The following is a 20,543-nucleotide window of genomic DNA, read 5'->3' as shown; positions in this document are numbered from 1 at the left end:
CGCCTCTTGGGCGCCGCTAAGATACCGGTATGCGTCCCCTCCTCCGAGGGCTGGGCGCTGCCGGGGCAGCGGCGGTCACGCTCGCGCTTCCGGCAGTACCAGCCTCCGCAGCCGAGCTGCACAACATCAGCTACATCGCTCGTGTCGATGGCCTCGGCCGCGGTATCTCCGTGACATTCAAGACCGATCCGGTGGACCGGCGGACCGAGCAGCCCCGTCTGGGGCCGGGCGAGTCCTGGGAGGTGAACCTGGTGATGGAGGATCCCGCGCAGGCCGGGATGACCGTTCGGGTGCTGCCTCCCTATGGCGTCGGATTGCACTGCGAGGTGCAGGTCGACGATGTCGTGGTCGACTCCCAGGACCTGACGGTGCCCCCCGCTCTCGGGATCTTCAACGGGCCCGTCAACGACTCTGTCACCTGCGGTCACTTCAACGCGTAACCAGAGTCGAATTAGTCACTTTCGCACCCCGGACCTGCACGAAAACCGCTACAATGGCGCCATGCGCCTGAACTCCATTCGTAGCAATATTCGCGGTCCATTCCGCGCTGCCGGAATTGCGATAGTCACCGCGGGTATCGCCGCGAGCACATTCCCCGCGATTGCGTCCGCAGACTCCACCGATGACTACCCAATTCCCCGCCGGATGCTGAAGACCACATGTACTGCCGAACAGTATCTGGCCGCGGTCCGCGATTATGACCCGATTTACTACACGCGGTACATGATCGATAAGAACAACAAGCCCGATTATGTGCAGCAGGCGACGATCGACCGGATTCATGAGTTCTTCGCGAAGGACTACACGGGTCGCCGTGCCGAGTCCGAAGTCTTCGCGGTGAACTACCCGCCCGAGGCGCTGACGTCTCAGTGGCCCAACTGGGGCAAGATCTTCTTCAACAACAAGGGTGTCGTCGCTAAGGGCACCGAGAACTGCAGCAAGTACCCGTCCGACATGTCGGTGTGGGACGGCCCCTAACCAAGCGCACAGTAAAAACGCCCCGCGGTGATCACACCGGCGGGGCGTTTTTCTGTCCGCATATCAATGCCGCACAAACACCTGCAAAAAGTTCGGCCCCCATGCTGTGTGAGCATGGGGGCCGAACTTTCACTAGCCGTCAGATCGCAGGTCGCGGGAATTCCGCGGTGACCGGATCATCATGTGCGGGACCCGAACCGACCGGAACCGGAGCCGGCGGTGGCGGAACCTGCTGCTCGACCGGCACGGGAGGCGGTGGTGGATCCGTCGCGTACTTGCTCACCTTCATGGGCCACCAGAACCACCGACCCATCAGGGCGGCGATCGCGGGTGTCATGAACGCCCGGATGATGAAGGTGTCGAAAAGCAGACCCAGACAGATCGCCGATCCCGCTTGGCCGATCGCGATCAGATCGCTGGTGATCATCGAACCCATGGTGAACGCGAACACCAGACCTGCCTGGGTGGCCACACTTCCCGATCCACCCACACCCCGAAGGATCGCGGTGTTCAGCCCACCATGCAGCTCTTCCTTGAATCTGGACACGAGCAGCAGGTTGTAGTCCGATCCGACCGCCAACAAGATGATGACGGTGAACGGCAGCACGAACCAGTGCAGCTGCAACCCAAGGATGTGCTGCCACAGCAACACCGACAGACCGAAGGATGCCCCGAGCGATATCGCGATGGTCCCGACGATCGTGAACGCCGCCACGATGCTTCGCGTGATGACCAGCATGATGACGAAGATCAGGCACAGCGACGCGATGACCGCGATCATCAGGTCGTACTTCACCATCTCGCCGATGTCGTGATACGTCGGTGCGGTGCCGCCGAGATAGAGCTTGGCCTCGTCCAGGGGGGTGCCCTTGATGGCGTTCTTGGCGGCCTTGAGTTCGACCTCGGTGTTGGCGAGCGACTCATTGCTGGCGTAGTCGCCCTCGTGCGTGATGATGAACTGCGCAGCCTTGCCGTCCGGCGACATCATCAGCTTGACGCCCTTCTTGAAGTCTTCGTTATCGAAGGCTTCCGGCGGCAGGTAGAAGAAGTCGTCATTCTTCGCCTCATCGAACGCCTGACCCATCACCGTTGCGGTGTCGGTCATGCGGTCCATCTGGCCGACCATGCCGTTCATCGTGCTGTACATGGTCAGCATGGTGTTCCGCATGTTCTTGGTGATGGCGATCATCGGCGGAAGCTGCTCGACCATCTGTGGCATCAGCCTGTCCATATTGGTGATGTCCTTGAGCAATCCCTGCATGCTCTCGGCGAGTTTGTCGATCCCGTCGATGGTGTCGAATAGCGAGCGCATGGACCAGCACATTGGAATATCGAAGCAGTGCTTGTCCCAATAGAAATAGTTACGCAGCGGGCGGAATTGATCGTCGAAATTGGCGATGTTGTCCCGCATTTGATTGGTGACACTGATCATGTCAGGAGTGGTCACAGTCGCCATATTGTGCGTGACGCCGACCAGCTCTTTCATAATGCTGTACATGCGTTCCATGATGGCGATCATCGAACCCATATCGTCCGCCATCTTCAACATATCCGACATGCTGTTCTTGAGGTAATTCATGTTCTCGGTCATCGATACCGATTGCATACTCACCTGGAACGGCACCGAACTGTGGTCGATGGGGGCGCCCATCGGGCGGGTCATGCTCTGCACCTTGTTGATGCCCTCGGTGCGGAAGACGTTCTTGGCGATCCGGTCCAGCACCAACATGTTGGCAGGGGTCCGCAGATCCTTGTCCGCCTCGACGATCAGGATGTCGGGGTTCATTCTCGCCTTCGAGAAGTGCCGGTCAGAAGCCTGGAAGCCTTGAATCGACGGCAGGCCAGTCGGGATGTAATACCGGTCGTTGTAGTTCACCGAGTACGTCGGCAGGATGCCCAAGCCGACGATCGCGATGATCATCGTGACCGCCAAAATCGGTCCCGGCCAGCGCACGATGGCGGTGCCGATCTTGCGCCATCCCCGGCTCTTGATGGTGCGCTTGGACTCCAGCAGCCCGAACTTTGTCGCTATCAGAATCACCGAGGGGCCGATGGTGAGCGAGGCAGCCACCACCACCAGCATGCCGATCGCGCACGGCACACCCAACGACTCGAAGTACGGCAGGCGAGTGAATTTCAGGCAGAACGTGGCTCCCGCGATGGTGAGACCCGAACCCAAGATCACGTGCGAGACACTGTGATACATGATGTAGAAGGATTCGAGCCGGTCCCTGCCCTCGGCCCGTAGCTCGTGATAGCGGCCGATTTGGAAGATCGCATAGTCCGTCCCGGCCGCGATGGCCAGGGAGGTCAGCAGGTTCACCGCGAATGTCGACAGCCCAATGATTTCGGCATTGCCGAGGATCGCGACCACGCCACGAGCGGCACCCAGTTCGACGAACACCATGAACAGGATGAGCAGCACCGTCGTGATGGACCGGTAAATGAGGAGCAGCATCACGGCAATGACGACGAAGGTGATACCCGTCATCTTGAGCATGCTCTTGTCGCCGGCGTCGTTCATATCCATCGTCAGGGCGGCCTGCCCGGTGACGAAGACCTTGAGCCCGTCGGGATAGGTGTCGTTTTTCTTGCTCTCGTCGATGAGCTTGGCGACGATGTCCTGGACCGACGTGACGGATTCCTTACCCGTCGTGGTGCCTTGGTCCCCACGGAGATTCAGCTGAACGTAAGCAGATTTTTCGTCGACACTCTGCGCGCCACCGGCGGTGATGCGGTCACCCCAGAAGTCCTGGGCGTATTCCACATGTTTGGTATCGCCACGTAGCCGTTTGACCAACTCGCGGTAGAACGTGTGCGCCTTGTCGTTCATATCGGTGGAGAACTTGGTATCGCTCTCCAGCAAGACCATGACCATGCTGTCGTCCTTGAACTGCTGGAACAGCTCACCTTGGCGCTTGATGGCCTGATATGACGGTGCGTCCTTGGACGCCAACGACACTGAGTGCTCTTTGCCGACCTCTTCGAGCTGCGGCACGACCACGTTGACGATGACGGTCAACACCAGCCAGGCAAGAATGATCGGCACCGAGAACGTATGGATGAACCGCGCTATGCGCGAAGGCTTTTGGGTTGCGCCATTCGTGGGAGCGCTATGTGTGCTCATGCGGATTTCACCATGCAGAAGACTTGGGCGTTGTGGTTGGACACAGTCTGTTCGTCCTTTACTTCGCCGTTGGACAGGATGCGGCAGCCGATTTCATCGCTATCCCCCATCGCGACGACATTGGCGAAGACAGAAGTCATCGTCGTCGTGATGGTCAACGTCCACGGCAGTGTGGTGAACTGGGCGCGCTGTGGCTGGGCCCGGTCATCGAGATAGTTGACCTCGCCCTTTGTCCCTGCGGGACCGAAGATTTCGTAGACGATGTCTTTCGGGATGATGTTTTTGGAGTCATCCTTGATGCCGATCGCCTGATTGATGTTGGTCGAGCCGAACACGCCGTGCAGCCGATAGACGCCGAATGCGGCGGCCGAGATCACCACCAGAACGACCAGCGGGACCCATACCCGCGCCAATACCTTGAAAATGGTCCAATCCCCTTCACCCGTGTGGCCCGGGGGCCAACAACTCGACTCTGCCTATCGCGTCCGGCTGTGCATGTCCGCGATTCGCGCGCAAATAGTTACCAGCCAGTACGACACCGTGTTGTTTTTGCGGAGTCAGCGAGCGCCTGGGGCGTCCGGTCACAACATCCGTTCATCCCACTCGGCTCCGCTCATGCCCGTTTTCTCAGTAATTCGTAAGGGATACTACATACGTTTGTCAGGGAACTGTACATGTGTCATCAGTCACAACTTGCGCATTTCGCCCCCTAGGTACTCGAAACAGCCTAGTTAGCTACAAGGAAAAGTCAACAACCGGTGACACGGATCTATTCCCTGCTTCTTTTCGCCAATGTTACGAAAGAGCCTGCTCGCACATCCATGTTGGTGACTGGCCTGAGAATCGCACCAGCTACTGGACCTAGCCACTGTTTGCCATCGCAATCTTTCGACGGACTGTCCATTGCACGCTCGCGGGCCCCAAACGAACGCGAGCCCTGCTCGTGTCGCGGCCGGTAAGAGTGACTAAGGCCGACCGATTTCAGCGGGCGTGTCCTTCGCCACAGTATGAGACATTTGTCCATTAGCAACGCGATGCTCGCCGTCGCGAAGCATCGGCAGCAATGACATCAGCAAACAAATTTGGCGGGGCATTTGACGCCCGGCCACTCGGTGGTGGCGGCGGTAAGTCAGGAGATCCAACCATTCACCAGCGCGAGTTATCCACGCGTCGGCACTAACTTTGGTGACGCCCGTCGATGCGCGGTCCGCGCATCGACGGCTGTCACGTACCGGCCAGCGAACGACCGAACGCTTAGACCGCTGGCCTCGGGAATTCGGTGGTCACCGGATCATCCCCCGGCCCCGAACCGACTGGAGCCGGTTGAGGAGGTGGCGGCACGGTCGCTGGTGACTGCGGAGTCCTCGGTGGTGGCAGCGGCCGGCTGCGTACGTTCAGCGGCCACCAGAACCAACGGCCCAGGATGGTCGCGATGGCCGGGGTCATGAACGAACGCACGATGAGCGTGTCGAACAACAGACCCAGCGCAATCGTGGTTCCGACCTGCCCAATGATGCGCAGGTCGCTGACCACCATCACGGCCATCGTGAAGGCGAACACCAGGCCGGCGGAGGTCACCACACTGCCGGTACCGCCCATTGAGCGGATGATGCCGGTCTTCAGCCCGCCGTGCAGCTCCTCTTTGAGGCGGGAGACCAGTAGCAGGTTGTAGTCGGAGCCCACAGCGAGCAGCACGATGATGGCCATCTGCATGACGAGCCAGTGCAACTCGATACCGAGTATGTACTGCCAAATGATGACCGATAGACCGAACGACGCGCCCAGGGACAGCGCGACCGTACCCACGATGACGAGCGAGGCCACGAAGCTTCGCGTGATGAGCAGCATGATCAGGAAGATCAGGCACAGCGCGGAGATGCCGGCGATCATCAGGTCGTATCGGGCGCCATCGGACATGTCCTTGAACACGGCCGCGGTGCCACCCAGCTCAATCTTGGCGTCCTCAAGGGGGGTGCCCTTCACCGCCTCGATCGCGGCTTGCTTGATCGGCTCAACGTGCGCAAGACCTTCGGGCGTAGCGGGATCGCCGCGATGCGAGATGATCATCCGGACCGCCTTGCCGTCCGGCGATAGGAATGACTTCAGACCACGCTTGAAGTCGGCGTTATCGAAAATCTCCGGCGGCAGATAGAACGAGTCGTCGTTCTTGGCGGCATCGAACGCCTTACCCATGGCGGTCGAGTTCTGGCTCATCTCGTCCATTTGGTTGTAGAAGCCGGACATGGTGCTGTGCTGCGTCAGCATCATCTTCTGCATGTCTTCCATGATCGGAACCATTGCCGACATGTCCGACACCATCTTGGGCATCAGCTGATCCATCCGCTCCATGTTGACCACCATGCCGTCCATGGTTTCGGTCATCTCATCGATCTTGTCGAGGGTGTCGAAGATCGAGCGCATGGCCCAGCACATGGGGATGTCGAAGCAGTGCTTCTCCCAGTACAGGTAGTTGCGAATAGGGCGGAACCAGTCGTCGAAGTTCGAGATGCTGTCGCGCATCTCGTGGATGGTGCCTTGCAGAGTGTGCATATCGCCGACGAGCGAGTGCGTGATGCCCGCCATCGTGGTCATGTTGGCGAGGGTCCGCTTCATGATGACGACGTTCTCGCCCATCTTGTCGGCTTGGACCTTCATGTCGGCCATGCGGTCCTTCATCAGCTTCATGTTCTGCAGCTGGCCCACACTCTGCATGCTGATGAGGAACGGGATGGAGCTGTGCTCGATCGGCGTGCCCTGTGGGCGCGTAATCGCTTGCACACGAGCGATTCCGGGAACGCGGAACACGGCCTTGGCGATCTTGTCGATGACGAGGAAATCCGCCGAGTTCCGCATATCGTGATCGGCCTCGATGAGAAGCATTTCCGGGTTCATCCGGGCCTGTGAGAAGTGCCGGTCCGCGGCCTGGAAGCCGGCGTTGGCGGGGATCTCCTTCGGGATGTACTTCTTGTCGTCGTAGCTGGTCCGGTATCCGGGCAGTGCGGCCAGACCGATGATGGCGATGGACAGCGCGGCCGCGAGGACGGGCCCGGGCCAGCGCACGATCGTGGTTCCGATCTTGCGCCAGGCGCGAATTCGCATGGCGCGCTTGGGTTCGAACAGTCCGAAGCGGCTTCCGATGGTGATCAGTGCCGGTCCCAGGGTGAGGGATACCAGCACACCCACGAGCAGGCCGACCGAGCATGGCACACCCAGGGTCTGGAAGTACGGCATGCGCGTGAAGCTCAGGCAGTACATGGCACCGGCGATGGTCAGACCCGAGCCCAGGATGACGTGTGCCGTGCCATGGAACATCTCGTAGTACGCGGACTCTTTATCAGCGCCCATGGCTCGGGCTTCCTGATAACGCCCGATCAAGAAGATGGCGTAGTCGGTTCCGGCCGCGATGGAGAGCATCACAAGCAGGTTCACCGCGAATGTAGACAGACCGATGATCTCGGTATTGCCCAAGAAGGCGATGACTCCCCGAGCAGCGGAGAGCTGAATGCCCACCAGCATGAACACCATGATCACGGTGAAGATCGACCGGTAGAAGAACAGCAGCATCACCACGATGACCAGGAAGGTGAGCCCCGTGATGAGCTTGAGGCTGCCGTCACCGGCGTGGTTCATATCCGTCTGCAGGGCGCCAGGGCCGGTGACGTACACCGTGAGCCCGTCGGGAAGCTTGGCGCCGTCCTTGGTCCACTCCGATTCGAGCTGTTTGACGATGTTGCGGGCGGCCTCGGTGGACTCGTTGGAGAGAGTCTCGCCCATGTTTCCGGCGAGGTTCACCTGCACGTAGGTGGCCTTGCCGTCGGTGCTTTGCGCACCGGCCTCGGTGAGCGGATCGCCCCAGAAGTCCTGGACGTGCTGAACATGCTTGGTGTCGGCCCGCAGCCGCGTCACCATCTCGTCGTAGAACTTGTGCGAGCCGGGGCCGAGCCGCTCCTGCCCTTCGAGCACCACCATGACGACGCTGTCGGAGTCGGACTCCTTGAACATCTTGCCCATGTTCTTCATCGCCTGCATCGCAGGCGCGCTCTGCGGGCTGAGTGACACGGTGTGCTCCTTGCCCACCTGCTCCAGCTGCGGAACAAAGGTGTTCAAGGCAAAGACGATGGCCAGCCAGCCGATGACGATGGGGATCGACAGGCGCCGGATCCATTTGGCGATGAAGGTGGGCTCGCCTCCGCCGTGTGCCCCGCTCATGCGGACTTCACAAAGCAGTAGACGTAGGCGCTCACCTCGTTGGTATACCTTTCATCTTTTTTCTCGTCATTGGCCGTGATGCGGCAGCCCAGCCCATCGGCATTACGGGTTTGAGCCAGGATGTTTCCCGTCATCGACGGTGCCGTCGTGACGATCTCAATCGACCACGGCAAGACCGCGCCATTGATCTGATGCGGTTCGCCCTCTTTGTCGATGTAGTTGATGTCCGCGATGGTTCCGGGCGGGCCGTAGATCTCGTAGACCACATGCTTGGGCTTGGAGTTGTTTTTGTCGTCGGTCATGCTGCCGGCGTAGGTGGGCAGCTGATGAGAGCCGAAAATGCCGCGAATCCGCCATACCGCGAAGCCTGCGATGGCAAGGACGAGCACCATCACCACCGGGATCCAAGCCCGCTTCAATGCGCTGAGAATCGTAAAACCCCTTCACCCGTTGGCGTTTCGCAAGGTGACGCCACCTACTGGCCCGAACCTGACGCAACTACTGATCGGATACCCGCACCCATCCACCCCAATGACGAGGGCGGTGCAGCAATCGCCGCGTGATGGCTGCTTCGAGCCTGCGATGTCTAGGTGCGCGCACCCAGACGTTTCTCGAAGTAAACCATGCCTAAGTGCGGAACAGTCGGCTCCCTTCCAGCGCGTTCATCAGGATCTTTAACGCATACGACGTGCGTAACGCACGCTACCGGGTGGTTCGCTGCCTCGCAAATCACACACCGTGCGTTATCCTCGGCACGTGGCGCAACTGACATTCCAACGCGCCCGCACCGACGAAAAGAAGCGTCAGCGGGCGGCAGCGATCGTGGAAGCCGCACGGTCGCTCGCTGTGGAATCGGGTGTCACCTCGGTGACGCTGACTGCCGTCGCCAATCGCGCCGGGGTGCACTACTCCGCGGTTCGGCGCTACTTCAGCTCGCACAAGGAAGTGTTGCTGCACCTGGCCGCGGAGGGTTGGACCCGCTGGTCGGACACGGTATGCGCCGCGCTGGCGACGCCCGACCCCGGCTCCCCCGCTCGCGTGGCCGAGGCTCTCGTGCACGGGCTCGTCGAAGATCCGCTGTTTTGCGATCTCCTCGCGAACCAGCATCTTCACCTAGAACACGAGGTCGATGTCGAGCGCGTCGCTGAGGTCAAGCAGATCAGCAATGCCGCCGTAATGGCGATTGCCGAATCGATCGAACACACGCTCCCCGAGATCGGGCGCAAGGGTTCACTGGACATCCTGGTCGCAGCGTTCTCGCTGGCCGCCATGCTGTGGCAGGTCGCACACCCACCCGAAGGGCTTGACCATGACTATCAGAATGAACCGGGTGTCCCGCCGGACTGGAGTCTCGACTTCGAGCCGGCACTGACAAGGCTGTTGACGGCAACCTGCGTCGGCATCGTCGCCAAGACGCACTGAGTTCAGCGCGTCGAGAGCGTCCATCCGGTCTCGTCGGCCCACGCCAGCGCGCGCGGATACGCCTGCGCAAACCAGGGTTCTTTGGCATCCACATAGGTGGCAGGATCGCCGCCCGACGCGGCGGCCTGGCGCTCGGCCGTGTGTTTTACGGCAAGGTACTCGGCTCGCGCCAGCTGATCGGAACGCAGCCAATCCCTGAAGACCAGAGCGAACCGCTGACCTGGCCACCCGTCGACGCGCACATGCGCCAGCACCGCGCGCCCTGGATCGCCGGAGGCATGAATTCGCTTGCCCCATTTGGCTTTGTCGGCGTCATGCGGGTCATCTGACGTGATGCCTGCGATCGGGGGTAGTCCGATCCTGGCCAGCGGTTCGGCCAGGGCATCTGCCACCTCCAGTGACTCGACGGTTACCTGGATATCGATCACGTCCTTGGCATCGAGCCCGGGTACCGCGGTGGAGCCGATGTGGTCGATCCGCAGCGCCTTCGACCCGCACGCCACCGCGATCCGGTTTACTACGCGCTGTGCTTGTGCCGGCCAGGTGGGATCGGCGGGCACCAGCACGGGTGCCCACTGGGCGCGTTGCCCTGTGCGCAGGTTGTGCGCATAGGGCAACAACCGCGTAGACCAGAGATCCCGAACTGTCTGCGCGAGTGCTTCGGTGTCGCCTGAGTTATCCAGCCATACATCGGCAATCGCCCGGCGTTGTTCATCGCTGGCCTGCGCGGCGACACGTGCGCGGGCGTCCTGTTCGTCCATGCCCCGATGCGCGATGAGTCGTGCCACCCGTGTCTCGATTTCTGCGTGCACCACCAGCACCAGGTGATAGAAGGGCGCCAACGAGTTCTCGGTGAGCAACGGAATGTCCTCCACCACAACGGCATCCTCACCCGCGGAGGCCATCAGTTCGGCTCGGCGGGCTCCGACAAGCGGATGCACAATCCCATTGAGAGTGGCGCGGTGCGTGTCGTCCTGGAATGCGATGGCGGCCAACGCCGGGCGATCCAGGGCGCCGTCGGGCCGCAGAATCGATTCACCGAAGGCCTCGACGAGCGCTGCGAGGCCGGGAGTTCCCGGTTCGACCACTTCACGCGCGATGACGTCGCTGTCCACGATGAACGCACCGCATTCCGCGAGCGTCCGTGACACCGTGGACTTCCCCGCGCCGATTCCTCCGGTCAGGCCGATCCGCAACATGCCCGCAGTCTGTCACAGTGTCAGCGGCGCCTGATCACCAGCACCGCCGAGTCGACGCGGGGCGACGGACGGAAAGCGCTTCGCGGCAATGTAATTCCCGCTTGGAATGTCCAGTGCCGGAAGTGCGCCCGGGATGCGGTTCGACCGCAATCACTCGACCAGATGTGTGGTGAACACCCGCTTCTGCGACGGCGCGCCACCATCAGGAACATGCTCATGTTCTCCAACACATCGGGCGGCGCAAATGGTTTTCGCGTAAACGAAAGGGGCCCCGGTACATGACCGGGGCCCCCTCCTTTGAGAACACGTGCTTAGGCGTTGCCTGCCAGCTTCTCGCGCAATGCGGCGAGCTGCTCGTCGTTGGCGAGCGAACCACCCTGCGACGCCGAATCATCGGACCGCGACGAGCTGGAAGAACCATTCGCCACGGCAGCGGCCTCCGCCTCGGCGGCAGCTGCGGACTTCTCCATCTGAACGGTGTGCATCTTGTGACGACGCTCGGCCTCGGCGTACCGGGCCTCCCACTCTTCACGCTGCTTGTCGAAGCCCTCGAGCCACTCGTTCGTCTCGGAGTCGAAGCCCTCCGGGAAGATGTAGTTGCCGGCCTCGTCGTAGCTGTCGGCCATGCCGTACTTCGAGGGGTCGAACTCCTCGGTGTAATCCTCGTTGGCCTGCTTGAGGCTCAGCGAGATGCGGCGACGCTCCAGGTCGATGTCGATGACCTTGACCATCGCGTCGTCACCGACACCCACGACCTGATCCGGCACCTCGACGTGGCGCTCGGACAGCTCGGAGATGTGCACCAGACCCTCGATGCCCTCTTCGACGCGGACGAACGCACCGAACGGCACCAGCTTGGTGACCTTGCCGGGCACGATCTGGCCGATGGCGTGGGTGCGAGCGAAGTGGCGCCACGGGTCTTCTTGGGTTGCCTTGAGCGACAACGAAACCCGCTCGCGGTCCATATCGACGTCGAGAACCTCGACGGTGACCTCGTCGCCCACCTGAACCACCTCGGACGGGTGGTCGATGTGCTTCCACGACAGCTCGGACACGTGAACCAGGCCGTCAACCCCTCCGAGATCGACGAACGCGCCGAAGTTGACGATCGAGGACACGACACCCTTGCGGATGGCGCCCTTGGTGAGCTGGTTGAGGAATTCGCTGCGCACCTCGGACTGGGTCTGCTCCAGCCAGGCGCGACGGCTCAGCACCACGTTGTTGCGGTTGCGATCGAGCTCGATGATCTTGGCCTCGATCTCCTTGCCGATGTACGGCTGCAGATCGCGGACACGACGCATCTCGACCAGCGATGCGGGCAGGAACCCGCGCAGGCCGATGTCGAGGATCAGGCCGCCCTTGACGACCTCGATGACGGTGCCCTTGACGGCCTCGTCCTTCTCCTTGAGCTCCTCGATCGTGCCCCAAGCCCGCTCGTACTGAGCGCGCTTCTTGGACAGGATCAGGCGACCTTCCTTGTCCTCCTTGGTGAGGACCAGGGCCTCGACCTCGTCGCCCACGGAAACGACCTCGTTGGGGTCGACATCGTGCTTGATCGACAGTTCGCGGGACGGGATGACACCTTCGGTCTTGTAACCGATGTCAAGAAGAACTTCATCGCGGTCAACCTTGACGATGGTCCCTTCGACGATGTCGCCATCGTTGAAGTACTTGATCGTCTTGTCGATAGCGGCGAGAAAATCCTCGGCCGAGCCGATGTCGTTGACGGCTACTTGCGGCGAGGTGACGGTGGGACTTGGCATGTGTTGGGTTGCTCCGGACAGGTTGTGTAGTAGGGACAGTTCTGCTCACAGCTAGCTTCAGCTGTAGGCGTGCTTTGATCTCCGCACGTGCGGCAGAGACGCACATCACCTTACTCGACTGCCCTCCACCAGGACAAACCCGGTCCGCTCGCCGACCGTGGGCGCGCCGCGGTTACCGCACCCACACGTGAGCTCGCAGCTACTCTTCGGTGGTGTCCTATGCGCCTGCGCCCGCACCCATGCCGCCCCTGCCCGGGTTTCCCCAGCGGATCAGGAAAGTCGGGGCGCCTATCGGCGTCATTATCGCGCTTGCGCTGGTAACGGGGCTGATTCTCACCGGACTGCTGGTCTCCAACCCGGCCGGCGCCATGATCGGGCTGGCCCTGTCGAGCATCGCGATCGGGATCGTTGTCCTCTGTTATCTGTGGCTGGACCGATGGGAGCCGGAGCCCTCACGGCTCCTTGTGCTGGCCTTCGTCTGGGGTGCATCACTGGCCGTCGTCGTCTCGATGATCCTCGAATTGGCCTTTGGGTCGGTTTTCGACCCGGACGGCGGCACTACATTCGGGGCCGTCGCCATTCGCGCACCCTTCATCGAAGAGGCCGCCAAGGGCGCCTTTCTACTACTGATGCTGACTGGCCGCCGTCGTCAAGAGCTCAACTCGCTCACCGACTGCCTCGTGTACGCGGGCATCACCGCCGCCGGGTTCGCGTGGCTCGAAGACATCGCCTACATCGGCAGTGGCAACACCGTGGGCGAATCGGTGATCACCGCGATCCTGCGACTCGGTCTGGGCCCCTTCGCTCACTCGTTGTTCACCACCATGACGGGAATCGGCGTCTACTACTCGATGCGGCAACGTAGCGCCATCGCGAAATTTTTCTGCATCGTGGTCGGCTACCTCGCGGCCGTCCTCATGCACGGCCTCTGGAACGGCTCGTCATTCCTGGGATTCGAGGGCTACCTCGCCGTGTACGTGCTGTGGATGGTCCCGGTCTTTGTGCTGATGATCGTGGTGGGCGTGCGCAGCCGACGCAAGGAACAGCACGTCGTGGCCGAGAAGCTGCCCGGAATGGTGGCAGCAGGATTGGTCACTCCCAACGAAGCCACGTGGCTGGGTTCGATCAAGGATCGTAAGCGCGCCATCGCCGAGGCCAAACGGATCGGCGGGGCGCCGAACGGCAACGCGGTGAAGAATTTCGCGGCGCAGGTCGTGGAGCTGGCGTTCGTACGCGATCGCATCGAACGAGGCTCCCGCGACCCGCGAGATGTCGCTCTGCAGACCGAGGAGGCGTACGCGGTCATGGCCGCTCGGGCCGCCACTCCGGTCTTGCAAGCACTCTCGGGGTATCGCGCTCCCGTCACGGGGTAGCGTTATCACGGGTGTTGTCTAGTCAAAGGCGATCAGGAGCATCATGGCCGATATCTCGGAGCAGGACTTGATAGACGTTCTCATCGTGGGCGCCGGAATATCCGGCGTCAACGCCGCCGTCCGATTGAGCGCGGCGGGCCGCAGCTTTCATATCGTCGAGCGCCGCGAACGTATCGGTGGAACCTGGGACCTGTTCCGGTACCCGGGAATTCGCTCCGATAGTGATATCTACACACTCAGCTTCGGATACCACCCCTGGCATGAACGCAACACCATCGCCGACGGTGCCGACATCCGTGATTACCTCGAGAACGCTGCCCGGGATTACGGCGTCGACCAACACATCACCTTCTCCGCCAAGGTGACTGGCGCCGACTTCGGTACCGACACCGATACCTGGTCGGTACGCGTGGACACACCGACGGGCCCGACGACCTACCGGGCCCGATTCCTCTACCTGTGCACGGGCTACTACAACTACGACGACGGCTACACCCCACAATTCCCGGGCATCGCCGATTTCACCGGTCAACTGATCCACCCCCAGCATTGGCCGGAGGATCTGGACTGCTCCGGTAAGGAGGTGACGGTCATCGGCAGCGGCGCGACGGCGGTCACGCTGGTGCCGTCCTTGGCGCGCGCCGGCGCGAAGGTGAGCATGCTGCAGCGCTCTCCGAGCTACGTCTACCCCATCGATCGAGCTGATCGCGTCGTCGGCGTGGCCCGAAAAGTACTTCCGCCCAACCTTGTTCAGCATTTCGCTCGGATCTGGCTGGGCGGGTTCAGCTGGATCATGTACCACGTGTGCCGTCGCGCGCCAGGATTCGCGAAATGGTTCATCAGGCGGCGGATTTCCAAGCGGCTACCTGCCGATTATCCGGTGGACGTTCACTTCAAGCCGCGGTACAACCCGTGGGATCAACGGGTATGCGCCGACACCGATGGGGATCTCTTCGATTCCATCAGTGCCGGCGGCGTCCGCATGGTCACCGACACCATCGACTCCTTTACCCCCTCGGGTATCCGGCTGGGGTCAGGTGAGGAACTACGCGCCGATGTCATTATCACGGCGACGGGCCTCAACCTCCAGATATTCGGCGGTATCGCGCTGAGCGTGGACGGCTCCCCCATTGATTCCCCGAATCGGTTTATCTATAAGGGATATCTGATCGAAGGAGTGCCGAACGCCGCATGGAGCGTCGGCTATACCAACGCGTCGTGGACGCTTCGTGCCGACCTGAGCGCACGGGCGGTCGTACGGCTTCTCGACTATATGGATCGCCTCGGTTACACCCACGCGTATCCGGATCGGCACGGCGAAGACCTCGAAGCCCGGCCGTTCTTCAACCTGTCATCGGGCTACGTAAGTCGCGGCGAGGACCATATGCCGCGTTCCGGGGTGAAGGGCCCGTGGGCGATCCGGCACAACTATGTGCTGGATCTGCTTGCGTTCCACCGTGATCGAATGGACGAGAACATGCGATTCGGCACTGCGAAGTCAAAGGCCGTGTCCTCGGCCGCCTAGCTTCTGGGCTCGATCTGCGCATCATCGAGCGCTGCCAGGTGCATAAGCACTCGAAGAAACGCTTCCCGATCCTCTGAGGACACGCCGGCAAGGATCCGCTTCTCATTGTCTTGGATTGCTTTCTGCACGGCGGTAACCGCTTTGCGGCCGCCCGCAGTCAATGACAACAGATTGCTGCGCCGGTCACTGGGATCGGGCTGACGGTTGATCATCTTCCGATCCTGCAGGTCGTCGAGCACGGCGATAATGCGCGTGCGGTCGGCGCCGATGGCATCGGCCAAGCTGGCCTGGCTGCTCGCCTCGTTGTCTCGCAGCGCCGTCAAGACGGCGTACGCCCACATCGTCACCCCGTGCGCCTCTAACAGCGGCAGCTCCGCACGCATCAGCGATCGGCCGAGCGGGACCATCAGCGCCGCAAGGTCGGGTCGGCTGCCTGGATTCTGTTGCGCCATGGGCATCAGAATAGGCGACGCGATGAGATCGTATTCCCCGATCAATCATAGGTGTCTGCATATTACTTTCACGAGCGTCCCGCAGCAGGTTCGTTGACCAGTGGGCTGACCAATCATGCCGACATCGCCGTTGTGTGTTAGCGTTCCGGTAGTTGTCTTTGTTCACCATAGTGATCGTCGTAGCCTTCGAGCCGACATCCTGGTTTCGAGCATTTCACCGAAGGATTGTTCCGCACGCCCCGTCGCGGGCCGCGAGATTGTCCGTATCACTACTTTATTTCGAGTCGTGCGTTCAGCCGGTTCGTGGCGGTCGACCTCGAATGAGATTGCATTCGCATGGGAACCGCGTCGTTGTTCAGCCAGCGGTCCTTACGGAGATTCACCAACCCCGGCCTCCCGGGAGCGGTTCACTGTAGTCGTCGCCGCATCCCAAGACGACCGTTGAAAACTGAAAAGCAGGGCAGTGCAAATGATCTCGTTCATTTGGTCTCCAGGAAACGCTCTCCCGGCCGGTACCGGCGGCTCAGAAAACTACACCGTCGGACAAGTCCGAGAACTTAATCGGCGCCACGTACCAGCTCAAGTGGTCACCATCGGCCTGGGGGTCGAGGACGGCCGTAGCGACTTCAGTGGCATCCCGTTCCTGTCGCTGTCGACGCTGGCCGAGGTGGGTGAGCTCGACGGCACCGTTGTCTTCGTCAACGAACCCCATATTGTGGAGACCAGGCATCCGGCGTTCCTGATCCTGCACAACCCGCCACCCATCCGAGAACGCTATAAAGCATTCGCTATCAATGGAACCCGCGATCGGGTGCTTATCGCCACCAGTCGCTACGCGGCACGGCTGTGGTCGAACTATCTGGACGTCGACATCGCCACGATCAGCGTCGTCTACCCATTCGCCGAACCTTGCTTCGGCACGCGGCCCCGGCCCAGAAACGAGACGGGCAGAACCCGAATCCTCTTCGCCGGCAGACTCAGTCCGGAGAAGGGCATCTACACCCTCCTCGAGACGCTGCACATCGACATCATCGAACAAGACACCGAACTCAGCTTCACCGCGACGACTGCTGGTGCCGACAAGCCGCAGGGGCGAATCATCGAGCGACTCCTGCGAGAGCACCCCGGAATCTCCGTAGTCCCAACCTGCAAGACGCCGACCACGATGGCAGCTTTGATGACAGAGCATGACATTGTGGTTATGCCGTCCAACAGTCAGTACTGGCACGAGACCTTCGGCATCGTCTCGATCGAGGCCCAACACTCCGGCTGCCGCGTGATCGCATCCGACGACGGAGGACTACCCGAAACAGACTGCGGCGGAGTAATTCTTGTCGCCCCGGACAATGCCGAAGCGCTGGCCAGGGGCATCCGCGAGGCCATCACCAGCGGGTCGCTTCCACCGTCGACTCGTCACGACGCGCGCAACAGGTTCACGGTCGGTCAGTCCGTCGACGCACTACTGGCGGTGTTCTCCGCACCGCTGCCGATATCACCGGCAATGATCGTTCGCCAACTCGAGGAACTGATCCTCGTACCGTCTGCCGCGCAAGCACATACAGCGGGCTGAACCTCTGTCACAGCTCGGATAGCCTACCCCGCGACGCACTCTCGGTTGACGCTTGGATCGCCCGCACAGGAGCAGGAAGATCCAACGAATCTATTGGCAGCACACGGTGATTCGCCAGCCGATAGCGCCTCCCCCGATGCTTCACGCCCGCTGATCCGGCCGCTTGAACATTACGAACCCAATCCGCCTTCGCGCCGTAGTTCAGGACGACGGACAGGTAGTCGTCTTCGACGAAGCACATGACCGGGGTGCGATACCGCTTCCCCGACTTGCGGCCGACGTGCTCGATGATGGCCATGTGTTTCAACCGCGGCGCGAACAGTCGCGGCACGGCATTGACCAACTTCATGACCCGCGCAACGATCCTCATCGCATCAGGACCAAGAAGCGACGCGACCCGTGCCATCACGGCCACAGCCCGGCCCGAGACACCACTATTAGACACACGTTTACTATCTCATTCCGCGACCGCGACGGGTCAACTTTCTGACACATATCCGAGAAAGCTCAAGGACGGATGTCGAAAACGGTCCCATGGTTCCGTCCCAGGGGTGAGCGACCAACTAGGGTCGCGAACGAAGGGAGATCGTCATGGCCAAGTACTTGCTGCTCAAGCACTATCGCGGTGCACCCGCGGCCGTCAATTGTGTACCGATGGATCAGTGGACGCCCGCCGAAGTTCAGGCGCACATTCAATACATGAACGACCTCGCGGCCCGGCTGGAAGGCACCGGGGAATTCGTCGACGCCCAGGCCCTGACACCTGAAGGCGCATGGGTCCGCTCCGACGGGGAGGGTAAGTCCCCGGTCACCGACGGCCCGTTCGCGGAGACCAAGGATTTGATCGCCGGCTGGATGATTATCGACGTGGACTCGTACGAGCGCGCCATTGAGGTCGCCGGGGAGTTGTCGGCAGCCCCGGGAGCCGAAGGCGAGCCAATCCACGAATGGCTTGAAGTTCGGCCGTTCATGACGGCCGCGCACTGCGAACTCGATTAATGAGCGACCCTGCGGTGGACGAAGTCCAGCTGCGGGACCTGATCCCCCGCGTGCTGGCGGTGCTTGTGCGCCGTGGTGCGGACTTCGCCACCGCAGAGGACGCCGTGCAGGAGGCATTGATCCGCGCCCTCCAAGCGTGGCCATCGCAGCGACCCGACGACCCCAAGGGCTGGCTGATCACCACCGCCTGGCGGTGTTTCGTCGATATCGCGCGATCCGATACCGCCCGACGAAACCGCGAGGCTGGAGTCACTGATGAGTCGCTGCCTGGACCAGTGGCGTCCGTGGACGACACGCTGCAGCTCTACTTTCTGTGCGCGCATTCGCGCCTCACCCCGGCGTCGGCAGTCGCGCTGACCCTGCGCGCCGTCGGCGGACTCACCACCCGTCAGATCGCACAGGCCTATCTCGTACCCGAAACGACAATGGCCCAAAGAATTTCGCGAGCCAAACGAACGGTGAGCGACGTTCGACTGGATCGTCCCGGTGATCTGGGCACCGTGCTACGCGTGCTGTACCTGGTGTTCAACGAGGGGTACAGCGGCGACGTCGACCTCGCGGCCGAAGCCATCCGGCTTACCCGACAGCTTGCCGCGACCACCGACGACGAGGAGGTCGCCGGCCTGCTCGCGCTGTTCCTGCTCCACCACGCCAGACGCCCGGCCCGCATCCGCGCCGACGGAAGTCTCGTAACGCTGACCGACCAGGACCGCGGTCTGTGGCAGGACGATCTGATCACCGAGGGCGTGGCCGTGCTCCAGGCCGCGTTGGCCCGCGATCGACTTGGCGAGTATCAGGCACAAGCCGCGATCGCGGCACTGCACGCCGATGCGCGGTCGGCCGCCGAGACAGACTGGGTGCAGATCGTCGAGTGGTACGACGAACTGGTCGGGCTCACCGACAGCCCAGTTGTGCGGCTCAATCGCGCGGTCGCTCTCGGCGAGGCGGACGGTCCACGGGCCGGGCTCGCCGCACTCGACCAACTCGATGCGACCCTCCCCCGGTACACCGCGTCCTCGGCGTACCTTCACGAGCGCGCCGGAGACCTCGCCACGGCCGCACGTCTCTACACCGACGCCGCCGCCCAGGCCCACAACCTCGCCGAACGCAACCACCTGACGCTTCGAGCGGCCACTCTGAACCAGCGACTCTTGACCGGAGACTGCTAAGCGCTGACAGCAGATTCGCAGGGAAGGGATCTAGCCTCGTTCGTCGGTCCCGGAATCGACGAGAAGGACACGATGACTTTCAGCCTGCGGAATCTTCGACCCGAAACTACGAGCGCGCGAACCGCTGCGGTTCTCGCGGCAGCGTTGTTCGTGGTTTTCGCGACTCTGGCAGCGATAGCGCACCATTACGGCTCAGGCACCAAAGTCGACCACCGCACGCTGGACTGGTTGGTGATTCACCGGCACAGTTGGCTCACCTCGACCGCGGTTGATGTCACCGACATCGGTAGCCCGGCGACGGTGTCCGTAGCGACGGTTATTGCAACACTTGCGATTTGGCGCTTCACACGCTCTTTGAGAACCGCGGCCACCGTAGCCGCCGCTGTCGTGTCGGCGTTCTCACTTGCCGCGGCGGCGAAATGGACAGTGGGAGAACACCGTCCACCTATCAACACGCAGCTAGTTGCGGAAACCGGCTGGTCCTTTCCTTCCGGACACGTCACGGGCACTACCGCTCTTGCCGGAATGCTGACCGTAGTGGTCGCCTACCGTCATAGCGGCTGGCGACGCTTGGCGGCCCTGTTGGCGGCAATAACGGCGGTGATGTTGGTGGCCGGCAGTCGCCTCTACCTCGGAGACCACTGGGTGGTCGATGTCGTGGCGGCAGTGGTGCTGTCGACATTAGTGGTGACGATCGCGGCGGCGGCCCTTCACAAGAAGCCGATGACCACCCGATCCCCGGGCCCCGCGGCCTGAG

The 20,543-nt window shown here is 61.7% G+C and carries 17 protein-coding genes; 9 read left to right on the top strand and 8 right to left on the bottom strand.

Annotated features, from left to right (window positions below):
- The first annotated feature begins 29 nt into the window (after nucleotides 1–29).
- The gene (locus tag DSM43276_RS10165; protein WP_078292695.1) at nucleotides 30–440 is read left to right on the top strand and encodes a hypothetical protein; all 411 of its coding nucleotides are present in this window, start codon (nucleotides 30–32) and stop codon (nucleotides 438–440) included.
- A 61-nt stretch (nucleotides 441–501) separates the two neighbouring features.
- Nucleotides 502–978, top strand: coding sequence for a DUF5078 domain-containing protein (locus DSM43276_RS10160; RefSeq protein WP_078292696.1), 477 nt, complete (start codon nucleotides 502–504; stop codon nucleotides 976–978).
- A 139-nt stretch (nucleotides 979–1,117) separates the two neighbouring features.
- Here the strand turns inward: DSM43276_RS10160 and DSM43276_RS10155 are convergent, their stop codons facing one another.
- The 4 genes from DSM43276_RS10155 to DSM43276_RS10140 form a co-directional block, all read right to left on the bottom strand.
- Nucleotides 1,118–4,105, bottom strand: coding sequence for an MMPL/RND family transporter (locus DSM43276_RS10155; protein WP_078330640.1), 2,988 nt, complete (start codon nucleotides 4,103–4,105; stop codon nucleotides 1,118–1,120).
- A complete protein-coding gene (locus tag DSM43276_RS10150; protein WP_078312287.1) occupies nucleotides 4,102–4,518 on the bottom strand; it encodes an MmpS family transport accessory protein in 417 nt (138 codons plus the stop codon). The genes DSM43276_RS10155 and DSM43276_RS10150 overlap by 4 nt, the downstream gene beginning before the upstream one ends.
- A gap of 841 nt (nucleotides 4,519–5,359) precedes the next feature.
- The gene (locus DSM43276_RS10145) at nucleotides 5,360–8,314 is read right to left on the bottom strand and encodes an MMPL/RND family transporter (RefSeq protein ID WP_078330639.1); all 2,955 of its coding nucleotides are present in this window, start codon (nucleotides 8,312–8,314) and stop codon (nucleotides 5,360–5,362) included.
- On the bottom strand, nucleotides 8,311–8,706 hold the full coding sequence (locus DSM43276_RS10140; protein ID WP_234803077.1) for an MmpS family transport accessory protein: 396 nt from the start codon (nucleotides 8,704–8,706) through the stop codon (nucleotides 8,311–8,313). The genes DSM43276_RS10145 and DSM43276_RS10140 overlap by 4 nt, the downstream gene beginning before the upstream one ends.
- Before the next feature lie 364 nt (nucleotides 8,707–9,070).
- Between DSM43276_RS10140 and DSM43276_RS10135 the strand changes: the two genes are divergently transcribed.
- Nucleotides 9,071–9,736, top strand: a complete 666-nt coding sequence (locus tag DSM43276_RS10135) for a TetR/AcrR family transcriptional regulator (RefSeq protein ID WP_078330638.1) — start codon at nucleotides 9,071–9,073, stop codon at nucleotides 9,734–9,736.
- A 2-nt stretch (nucleotides 9,737–9,738) separates the two neighbouring features.
- On the opposite strand, the gene coaE is transcribed toward DSM43276_RS10135, so the two are convergent.
- Both coaE and rpsA read right to left on the bottom strand, forming a co-directional pair.
- The gene (gene coaE, locus DSM43276_RS10130; protein ID WP_078330637.1) at nucleotides 9,739–10,935 is read right to left on the bottom strand and encodes a dephospho-CoA kinase; all 1,197 of its coding nucleotides are present in this window, start codon (nucleotides 10,933–10,935) and stop codon (nucleotides 9,739–9,741) included.
- A gap of 311 nt (nucleotides 10,936–11,246) precedes the next feature.
- The gene (gene rpsA / locus DSM43276_RS10120) at nucleotides 11,247–12,698 is read right to left on the bottom strand and encodes a 30S ribosomal protein S1 (protein WP_078292702.1); all 1,452 of its coding nucleotides are present in this window, start codon (nucleotides 12,696–12,698) and stop codon (nucleotides 11,247–11,249) included.
- Between the two features lie 239 nt (nucleotides 12,699–12,937).
- Between rpsA and DSM43276_RS10115 the strand changes: the two genes are divergently transcribed.
- Complete coding sequence (locus tag DSM43276_RS10115) at nucleotides 12,938–14,071, top strand: PrsW family intramembrane metalloprotease (RefSeq protein ID WP_109556211.1); 1,134 nt, start codon at nucleotides 12,938–12,940, stop codon at nucleotides 14,069–14,071.
- A gap of 43 nt (nucleotides 14,072–14,114) precedes the next feature.
- The gene (locus DSM43276_RS10110) at nucleotides 14,115–15,596 is read left to right on the top strand and encodes a flavin-containing monooxygenase (RefSeq protein ID WP_078330634.1); all 1,482 of its coding nucleotides are present in this window, start codon (nucleotides 14,115–14,117) and stop codon (nucleotides 15,594–15,596) included.
- Here DSM43276_RS10110 and DSM43276_RS10105 read toward each other — a convergent pair.
- Nucleotides 15,593–16,048, bottom strand: coding sequence for a MarR family winged helix-turn-helix transcriptional regulator (locus DSM43276_RS10105; RefSeq protein ID WP_078330678.1), 456 nt, complete (start codon nucleotides 16,046–16,048; stop codon nucleotides 15,593–15,595). The genes DSM43276_RS10110 and DSM43276_RS10105 overlap by 4 nt on opposite strands.
- Nucleotides 16,049–16,631: 583 nt before the next feature.
- Between DSM43276_RS10105 and DSM43276_RS10100 the strand changes: the two genes are divergently transcribed.
- Nucleotides 16,632–17,618, top strand: a complete 987-nt coding sequence (locus DSM43276_RS10100) for a glycosyltransferase family 4 protein (protein ID WP_157896049.1) — start codon at nucleotides 16,632–16,634, stop codon at nucleotides 17,616–17,618.
- Nucleotides 17,619–17,625: 7 nt separating this feature from the next.
- On the opposite strand, the gene DSM43276_RS10095 is transcribed toward DSM43276_RS10100, so the two are convergent.
- Nucleotides 17,626–18,063: a nitroreductase family deazaflavin-dependent oxidoreductase gene (locus tag DSM43276_RS10095; RefSeq protein ID WP_234803074.1), complete on the bottom strand. Its 438-nt coding sequence runs from the start codon at nucleotides 18,061–18,063 to the stop codon at nucleotides 17,626–17,628.
- 146 nt (nucleotides 18,064–18,209) lie between these two features.
- On the opposite strand from DSM43276_RS10095, the gene DSM43276_RS10090 reads away from it, so the two are divergent.
- From DSM43276_RS10090 to DSM43276_RS10080, 3 genes are all read left to right on the top strand, one after another.
- On the top strand, nucleotides 18,210–18,617 hold the full coding sequence (locus DSM43276_RS10090; protein WP_078330632.1) for a YciI family protein: 408 nt from the start codon (nucleotides 18,210–18,212) through the stop codon (nucleotides 18,615–18,617).
- Nucleotides 18,617–19,786 carry an RNA polymerase sigma factor gene (locus DSM43276_RS10085; protein ID WP_078330631.1) on the top strand — a complete coding sequence of 390 codons (1,170 nt, stop codon included), beginning with the start codon at nucleotides 18,617–18,619 and terminating at the stop codon, nucleotides 19,784–19,786. The genes DSM43276_RS10090 and DSM43276_RS10085 overlap by 1 nt, the downstream gene beginning before the upstream one ends.
- Nucleotides 19,787–19,858: 72 nt before the next feature.
- Nucleotides 19,859–20,542, top strand: a complete 684-nt coding sequence (locus tag DSM43276_RS10080) for a phosphatase PAP2 family protein (RefSeq protein WP_078330630.1) — start codon at nucleotides 19,859–19,861, stop codon at nucleotides 20,540–20,542.
- Nucleotide 20,543: the final 1 nt, after the last annotated feature.

It is taken from the genome of Mycobacteroides salmoniphilum (genome assembly GCF_004924335.1).
Lineage (GTDB): Bacteria > Actinomycetota > Actinomycetes > Mycobacteriales > Mycobacteriaceae > Mycobacterium > Mycobacterium salmoniphilum.
The sequence above is the reverse complement of the archived record's forward strand: the minus strand, read 5'-3'. Positions and strand labels throughout refer to the sequence as shown.

What these genes read in the sequence shown, in the direction of transcription:
- DSM43276_RS10165 (WP_078292695.1), top strand. Translation starts at nt 30, where the DNA reads ATGCGTCCCCTCCTCCGAGGGCTGGGCGCTGCCGGGGCAGCGGCGGTC.
- DSM43276_RS10160 (WP_078292696.1), top strand. Translation starts at nt 502, where the DNA reads ATGCGCCTGAACTCCATTCGTAGCAATATTCGCGGTCCATTCCGCGCT.
- DSM43276_RS10155 (WP_078330640.1), bottom strand. Translation starts at nt 4,105, where the DNA reads ATGAGCACACATAGCGCTCCCACGAATGGCGCAACCCAAAAGCCTTCG.
- DSM43276_RS10145 (WP_078330639.1), bottom strand. Translation starts at nt 8,314, where the DNA reads ATGAGCGGGGCACACGGCGGAGGCGAGCCCACCTTCATCGCCAAATGG.
- DSM43276_RS10140 (WP_234803077.1), bottom strand. Translation starts at nt 8,706, where the DNA reads ATGGTGCTCGTCCTTGCCATCGCAGGCTTCGCGGTATGGCGGATTCGC.
- coaE (WP_078330637.1), bottom strand. Translation starts at nt 10,935, where the DNA reads ATGTTGCGGATCGGCCTGACCGGAGGAATCGGCGCGGGGAAGTCCACG.
- rpsA (WP_078292702.1), bottom strand. Translation starts at nt 12,698, where the DNA reads ATGCCAAGTCCCACCGTCACCTCGCCGCAAGTAGCCGTCAACGACATC.
- DSM43276_RS10115 (WP_109556211.1), top strand. Translation starts at nt 12,938, where the DNA reads ATGCCGCCCCTGCCCGGGTTTCCCCAGCGGATCAGGAAAGTCGGGGCG.
- DSM43276_RS10110 (WP_078330634.1), top strand. Translation starts at nt 14,115, where the DNA reads ATGGCCGATATCTCGGAGCAGGACTTGATAGACGTTCTCATCGTGGGC.
- DSM43276_RS10105 (WP_078330678.1), bottom strand. Translation starts at nt 16,048, where the DNA reads ATGGCGCAACAGAATCCAGGCAGCCGACCCGACCTTGCGGCGCTGATG.
- DSM43276_RS10090 (WP_078330632.1), top strand. Translation starts at nt 18,210, where the DNA reads ATGGCCAAGTACTTGCTGCTCAAGCACTATCGCGGTGCACCCGCGGCC.
- DSM43276_RS10085 (WP_078330631.1), top strand. Translation starts at nt 18,617, where the DNA reads ATGAGCGACCCTGCGGTGGACGAAGTCCAGCTGCGGGACCTGATCCCC.
- DSM43276_RS10080 (WP_078330630.1), top strand. Translation starts at nt 19,859, where the DNA reads ATGACTTTCAGCCTGCGGAATCTTCGACCCGAAACTACGAGCGCGCGA.